Consider the following 6,540-nt stretch of genomic DNA (forward strand, 5'->3'; position numbering starts at 1 on the left):
GGGCGAGATCCGCATCGGCGGGCAGCCTGTGGCCATCGGTTCGCCGTCGGCGGCGATGCGCCAAGGCATGGCGTTCCTGACCGAGGACCGCAAGGACTCGGGCTGCTTCCTGATCCTCGACGTGCTGTCGAACATGGAATCGGCGGTGCTGAGCCAGCGCTATGTGAAGTACGGATTCGTCCAGCAAGGGGCGTTGCAGCGCGACTGCGAGGCGATGAGCCAGACCTTGCGCGTGAAGACTCCCGGCATGAATGAGGTCATCCAGAACCTTTCGGGCGGCAACCAGCAGAAGGTGCTGATCGGCCGCTGGCTGCTGACGCAGCCGAAGATCCTGATCCTCGACGAGCCGACACGCGGCATCGACGTCGGCGCCAAGGCCGAGATCCACCGGCTGGTCAGCGAGCTGGCCGGACGGGGCGTGGCGGTGCTGATGATCTCGTCGGAGCTGCCCGAGGTGCTGGGCATGAGCGACCGGGTGATGGTGATGCACGAGGGCCGCATGACCGGCATCGTCGACCGTGCCGAAGCCGATCAGGTCCGCATCATGGAACTGGCCTCGCAGTGAACAAACACACCGAACACGACAAGTTCGACAGATTCGACAAGTTGGAGAAAAGCCATGTCCGTTGGTAACCCGAGCGTGGGCGCGCAGTCCATGACCTTCAAGCCGCCGCCGCGGCGCTGGCCGCCCGAGCTGGGCATTTTCCTGGTGCTGGTCGGCATCAGCCTGTTCTTCGAGGCGCTGGGCTGGTGGATCAACGGCCAGAGCTTCCTGATGAACCCCGAGCGGCTGCAGATCATCATCCTGCAGATGGCGGTGATCGGCGTCATCGCCATCGGCGTGAACCTGGTCATCATCACCAGCGGCATCGACCTGTCCTCGGGCTCGGTCGTGGCGGCGGCGGCGGTGGTCTCGGCCAGCCTGGCGCAGGTGTCGGACTTTCCGCGCGCCGTGTTCCCGCACCTGACCGATCTGCCCATGGTCTGGCCGCTGCTGGCGGGGACCACGATCGGGCTGCTGATCGGTCTGCTCAACGGCTCGCTGATCGCCTTCACCGCGATCCCGCCCTTCATTGCCACGCTGGGCACGATGGTGGCTGCACGCGGCTTCGCCAAGTGGTTCACGGGCGGCATGCCGGTGTCGATGCTCACCGACGATTTCGCCTGGATCGGATCGGGTGCCAACCCGGTGTTCATCTTCCTGGTGGTGGCAGGGATCTTCCATGTGGTGCTGCGCTACACCCGCTTCGGCAAGTTCACCTATGCCATCGGCGCCAACCGCCAGGCGGCGATCGTCTCGGGCATCAACGTCAACCGGCACCTGATCTGGGTCTACACGATTGCGGGTCTGCTCAGTGGCATCGCCGGCAGCGTGACGGCGGCGCGCGCGATCTCGGGTCAGTCGGGCATGGGCGTGATGTACGAGCTGGACGCGATTGCCGCGGTCGTCATCGGCGGTACCTCGCTGTCGGGGGGCATCGGCCGGATCACGGGCACGGTGATCGGTGTGCTGATCCTGGGCGTGATGACCTCGGGCTTCACCTTCATCCGCATCGATGCCTACTACCAGGAGATGGTCAAGGGCGCGATCATCGTCGCGGCCGTGGTGGTCGACCAGTACCGGCAGCGTCAGCGCCGCAGCTGAATGGTGGATGGTGGATGGACCGGGTGTGACCGGTCGTCGGCAGGTGCAAGGCGCGCGGCGAAGGTCGCGCGCCTTGTTGCTGGTCGTGGGGTGTCCCGCCAGATCAGATGTTCTCCGCCGTGCAGACCTCGACCGGGACCGTCATCTGCATCGCCCGGGGCAGGGCCTGTGGCTGGTCGAGCGCCGCATGCATGGCGCCCACCACCGTCTGCGTGATGCGTGCCATCGGCGTGACCAGCACCAGATCGACCACGCCGTCCACCAGGGCTGCGCGGTGTCCGTCGGTCAGCTCGTTGCAGACCGTGACGACATGGCCAAGCGGATGGCCGGGTGGCCGTTCGGCGCGCAGGGCGCGCACCATGCCGCTGGCGCCGCCGCCGCCCGCGTCGTAGATGCCGGCCAGATCCGGGTGGCGGCGCAGCAGGTCGAGCGTGGCTTCGTGGGCGATCTGGGCGTCTTCCAGGTTCACCTGGGTGTCGAGCACCCGGAACGCGGGCGCATGCTCGCGCAGATAGGCCCGAAAGCTCATCTCGCAGGCCTCGTGCCCGAGGTAGCGGTGGCTGCCGACGAACACCGCCACCGGCCCCGGCGCCTTCGCCAGCCGGCTCACCGCCCATGCCGCTGTGCGCCCGCTCTTGCGCGGGTCGACGCCGACGAAGCCCGCGCGCAAGGGCGTGCTCAGGTCGGACAGCAGCGTGAAGACCGGTTTGCCTGCGGCGTGCAGGGCTTCGATGGCGGCTGTGACATGCGGATGATCAACGGCGACCACGGCCAGCGCGTCCACCTCGCGCCCCAGGTCGAGCAGTTGCTGGGCGATGGCTGCCGGCTCCACGGCGTCCATGTACTCGATCACCGCGACGCCCGGCGACGGGTGGCGGGCTGTGGCAGCGTTCAACTCGCGCCCGAGGGCCTGGTAGAACGCCTCATGCCTCCGCAGCAGACAGAAGCCCAGCGTGCGCACGGTGCGGTCGGCGCGTTCCTGCAGGCGCAACCGCATCAGGGGGGCGCCGTGGTACCCGATGCGCTCGGCCGCTTCGATGATGCGCAGCGCGGTGGCCTCGCGCACCGGCAGGCGGCTGTTGAGCATGCGGTCCACGGTGGCCGTGCTGACGCCCGCGGCCTCGGCCACGGCGGCGAGGGTGGGGCGGCGGCTCATTGGTGGCTCCTGTTCGGGTAATCCCGATGCGAAAATGGCATCAATGATGAAAATGACATGATGCTGCCCCAAATGTGTGATGTCTTCTGATAGTAAATGATGTGTTTTGATTGTGGGGCTTGGCTGGTGTCCTTAGGATGCGCATCATTCTGTTTTGGAAAATTTTTTCCAGGATGCATGCTAAATGAACAACCCTAGCCTCCACTCCCCGATGACCTCCAGCGGGCCAAGCCGCGACGACTACCGACTGATCGGCGGCGCCAGTGAACATGCGGCCGCGGCCGGACTGGTCGGCGGCGACTGGTACAAGTGCCCGGTGCCGCGTCCGCTGATGAAGCAGTTGATGCAGCGTGACGACGCCCATGGCATCCGCGACACGCTGCTGTGGTTTGCGCTGGTGATCGCCGCGGGCGTGCTGATGGCGCTGGCCTGGGGCACGGGCTGGTTCGCTGCGGCATTTTTCCTGTACGCCACGCTCTACTGCGGCCCGGCCGACTCGCGCTGGCACGAGGCGAGCCACGGCACCTGCTTCAAGACCCGCTGGATGAGCGAGGCGCTCTACCAGGTCGCCAGCTTCATGGTGCTGCGCCGCCCGACCCGCTGGCGCTGGAGCCACACCCGCCACCACACCGACACGCTGGTCGTCGGCCGCGATCCCGAGATCGCCGCTCCGGTGCCGACCGATCTGCCGACGATGGCGCTGAACTGCTTCGCGATCAAGAACGCGCCCACCGAATACGCCCGTCTCTTCGCCAACGCCTTCGGCCACCTGAGCGCCGAGGAGAAGACCTTCGTGCCCGAGATGGAGTGGCCGAAGATGGTGCGCGAGGCGCGGATCTGGCTGGTGATCTACGCGGCGCTGATCGGCGTGGCGCTCCACTTCCAGAGCTGGCTGCCGTTCTTCTTCGTCGGACTTCCGTCGATGGCCGGTGCCTGGCTCTACAACTTCTTCGGCCTGACGCAGCATGCCGGCCTCCCCGAGAACGTGCTCGACCACCGCCGCAACTGCCGCACCGTCCACATGAACCCGGTGTTCCGCTTTCTCTACTGGAACATGAACTACCACGTCGAGCACCACATGTACCCCATGGTGCCCTACCACGCGCTGCCGAAACTGCACGCCGCCATCCAGGCCGACTGCCCGCCCGCCTACCGCGGCACGGTCGAGGCCTACCGCGAGATCCTGCCCGCGCTGTGGCGCCAGCGCCGCGAGCCGACGTGGCACGTGGTGCGCCCGCTGCCTGTGCGTGCGTTCTGATCCTCTGCGCCCCATCGCCATGCCCGCGTCAGCGGGCACCCACCCGGAGCTTCTCACCATGTCCACCTGGATCAACGTCTGCCCCCTCGACGACATCGACGACGAGGATGTCTCCCGCTTCGACCACGCCGGCCACACCTACGCCGTCTACCGCGTGGACGGCCGGGTCTACGCCACCGACGGCCTGTGCACCCACGAGAAGGTGCACCTGTGCGATGGCCTGGTGATGGAGCACGTCATCGAGTGTCCCAAGCACAACGGCCGCTTCGACATCCGCGACGGCCGCCCCCTGGGCGCCCCGGTCTGCGTGGGCCTCAAGACCTACCCGGCCAAGGTCGAGGGTGGTCGCGTCTTCATCGAAGTCTGACCTGGGCCGGACCATGGCATCTCCCCGCGCAATGGTGATCGTCGGTGCCGGCCATGTCGGCGGCCGGGCCGCGCAGGCGCTGCGTGCATTCGGCTGGACCGGCCCGATCCTGCTGATCGGTGCCGAGCCGCACCTGCCCTACGAGCGTCCGCCGCTGTCCAAGGGCCTGCTGACCGGCCAGCAGGACGCCGCATCGTGCGCACTGCGCCCGGTGCAGGACTACGACGCCGACCAGATCAGCCATGTCGTCGCCTGGGTCGAGTCGATCGATCCGGCGCGGCGCGAGGTGGTGCTCACCGGCGGGCCGCAGCGCGCCGAGCGGCGTGTCGCCTACGAGGCGCTGCTGCTGGCCACGGGCGGGCACCTGCGGCGGCTCGATCTCCCCGGCGCGGATCTGCCGGGCATCCTGGGCCTGCGCACGCTCGACGACGCCGCGCAGATCGCCGCGCAGTTGCAGCCTGGCGCGCGGGTCGCCATCGTCGGCGGTGGTTTCATCGGACTGGAAGTGGCGGCGTCCGCGCGCCAGCGGGGCTGCGAGGTCACGGTGATCGAAGGTGCGCCGCGGCTGCTCGGCCGGGCCGTCCCCGAGGCGATCGGCGCACGGGTGCTGGCACTGCACCGGGCGCACGGTGTCGATGTCCGTCTGGGCACCCTGCCGACCGCCTTCGAGCGCCAGCCCGATGGCTCGACACGGGTGGCCCTGGATGACGGCACGGCGTTCTGCGCCGACACCGTGATCGTCGGCATCGGGATCGCTCCAGCGGTCGAACTGGCGGTGCAGGCCGGTCTGACCGTGCAGCGCGGCATCGTGGTCGATGCGCAGCTCGCCACCAGCGCGCCCGGCATCTACGCGGCCGGTGATGTCGCCGAATTTCCCAGTCCGGTCAATGGCGCGCCGATCCGCCAGGAAACCTGGCAGAACGCCGAAACCCAGGCCCGGGTCGCCGCCGCCAACATGCTCGGCCAGGGTGTGGCCTTCGATGCCGCGCCATGGTTCTGGTCCGACCAGTACGACCACCAGCTCCAGGTCAGCGGCGAGCCGGCGCTCGGCGTGACCACCGTGACGCGCCCGCTCGGCGACGCGGCCCTGATCGATTTCCACCTCGACGCCGACGGGCGGCTGGTCGGCGCCAGTGGCTTCGGCCCGGTGTCGGTCGTTGCCAAGGAACTCAAGCTGGCACGGATGCTCGTCGAGCGGCGCCGCCAGCCGTCGCCTGAGGCGCTGGCCGATGTCGGCGTCAAACTCAAATCCCTGGTCTGAGAGCCTCTCCCATGAAAAAGCCCCAACGTTCGACGATCGCCGACCTGCGCGCCCTCAAGGGCCAGCGCCAACTCAGCATGCTGCGCGTCGAGACGCTCGACGAGGCCGCTGCCGCGCAGCAGGCCGGTGTGGACCTGGTGTCGGTGCCTCCCGGGCTGCTCGGCCCGGCCTTCCGCGAGGCGGCGCCGACGCTCTTCGCCGTTCCCGGCCTCGAATACGGTGACTTCGTCAGCGCCGAGGAGTATCTGCGCGCCGCATTCGCCGCGATGAAAGCCGGCGGGGATGCTGTCTACTGCGCGGCGAGCATGGGCATCGTGCGCCGGTTGCGCGACGAGGGCATCCCCGTCTGCGGCCACACCGGGCTGATCCCCTCGCAATGCACCTGGACCGGGGGCTTCAAGGCCGTCGGCAAGACGCTGGAGACGGCGCAGCTCGTGTACCGCCAGGTCAAGGCGCTCGAAGAGGCCGGCGCCTTCGCGGCCGAGATCGAAGTCGTGCCGGCCGACATCGCCGCGGCGATCTCGAAGCGCACCAGCCTGCTGCTGATCTCGATGGGCGCCGGCGCCGGGGGCGACGCGCAGTACCTGTTCGCCAGCGACGTGCTCGGCGCGAACACCGGCCACATCCCGCGCCACGCCAAGGTCTACCGCCACTTCGCCGTCGAGTACGCCCGCCTGCAGGCCGAGCGCATCGCCGCCTTCACCGAGTACCGCCAGGACGTGGTCAGCGGCGCCTACCCGCAAGCCCGGCACAACGTCTCGGTCGCACCGGAAGTGCTCGACCAGTTCACCCAGTTTCTCGACCAGCAGCCCTGAGTCCGTCCACCATGACGTCACCGTCCTACATCCTCACC

7 protein-coding genes are annotated in these 6,540 nt (G+C 68.3%); 6 read left to right on the forward strand and 1 reads right to left on the reverse strand.

The features are described from left to right. A partial coding sequence (locus AB3X43_RS13965) for an ATP-binding cassette domain-containing protein (RefSeq protein ID WP_369430467.1) occupies window positions 1-565 on the forward strand: 565 nt, incomplete at its 5' end. A gap of 54 nt (window positions 566-619) precedes the next feature. Further along, window positions 620-1,645, forward strand: coding sequence for an ABC transporter permease (locus tag AB3X43_RS13970; protein ID WP_369430468.1), 1,026 nt, complete (start codon window positions 620-622; stop codon window positions 1,643-1,645). 103 nt (window positions 1,646-1,748) lie between these two features. On the opposite strand, the gene AB3X43_RS13975 is transcribed toward AB3X43_RS13970, so the two are convergent. Continuing rightward, on the reverse strand, window positions 1,749-2,801 hold the full coding sequence (locus AB3X43_RS13975; RefSeq protein WP_369430469.1) for a LacI family DNA-binding transcriptional regulator: 1,053 nt from the start codon (window positions 2,799-2,801) through the stop codon (window positions 1,749-1,751). A 184-nt stretch (window positions 2,802-2,985) separates the two neighbouring features. Between AB3X43_RS13975 and AB3X43_RS13980 the strand changes: the two genes are divergently transcribed. The 4 genes from AB3X43_RS13980 to AB3X43_RS13995 are packed head-to-tail and all read left to right on the forward strand — an operon-like array spanning window position 2,986 to window position 6,502. Next, window positions 2,986-4,059: a fatty acid desaturase family protein gene (locus tag AB3X43_RS13980; protein ID WP_369430470.1), complete on the forward strand. Its 1,074-nt coding sequence runs from the start codon at window positions 2,986-2,988 to the stop codon at window positions 4,057-4,059. A 58-nt stretch (window positions 4,060-4,117) separates the two neighbouring features. Further along, window positions 4,118-4,426, forward strand: coding sequence for a MocE family 2Fe-2S type ferredoxin (locus AB3X43_RS13985; protein ID WP_369430471.1), 309 nt, complete (start codon window positions 4,118-4,120; stop codon window positions 4,424-4,426). A gap of 13 nt (window positions 4,427-4,439) precedes the next feature. Continuing rightward, window positions 4,440-5,687: an NAD(P)/FAD-dependent oxidoreductase gene (locus AB3X43_RS13990; RefSeq protein ID WP_369430472.1), complete on the forward strand. Its 1,248-nt coding sequence runs from the start codon at window positions 4,440-4,442 to the stop codon at window positions 5,685-5,687. Window positions 5,688-5,698: 11 nt separating this feature from the next. After that, window positions 5,699-6,502, forward strand: coding sequence for a 3-methyl-2-oxobutanoate hydroxymethyltransferase (locus AB3X43_RS13995; protein WP_369430473.1), 804 nt, complete (start codon window positions 5,699-5,701; stop codon window positions 6,500-6,502). Window positions 6,503-6,540: the final 38 nt, after the last annotated feature.

The organism is Sphaerotilus sp., assembly GCF_041083715.1.
GTDB lineage: Bacteria > Pseudomonadota > Gammaproteobacteria > Burkholderiales > Burkholderiaceae_C > Sphaerotilus.

What these genes read in the sequence shown, in the direction of transcription:
- AB3X43_RS13970 (WP_369430468.1), top strand. Translation starts at nt 620, where the DNA reads ATGTCCGTTGGTAACCCGAGCGTGGGCGCGCAGTCCATGACCTTCAAG.
- AB3X43_RS13975 (WP_369430469.1), bottom strand. Translation starts at nt 2,801, where the DNA reads ATGAGCCGCCGCCCCACCCTCGCCGCCGTGGCCGAGGCCGCGGGCGTC.
- AB3X43_RS13980 (WP_369430470.1), top strand. Translation starts at nt 2,986, where the DNA reads ATGAACAACCCTAGCCTCCACTCCCCGATGACCTCCAGCGGGCCAAGC.
- AB3X43_RS13985 (WP_369430471.1), top strand. Translation starts at nt 4,118, where the DNA reads ATGTCCACCTGGATCAACGTCTGCCCCCTCGACGACATCGACGACGAG.
- AB3X43_RS13990 (WP_369430472.1), top strand. Translation starts at nt 4,440, where the DNA reads ATGGCATCTCCCCGCGCAATGGTGATCGTCGGTGCCGGCCATGTCGGC.
- AB3X43_RS13995 (WP_369430473.1), top strand. Translation starts at nt 5,699, where the DNA reads ATGAAAAAGCCCCAACGTTCGACGATCGCCGACCTGCGCGCCCTCAAG.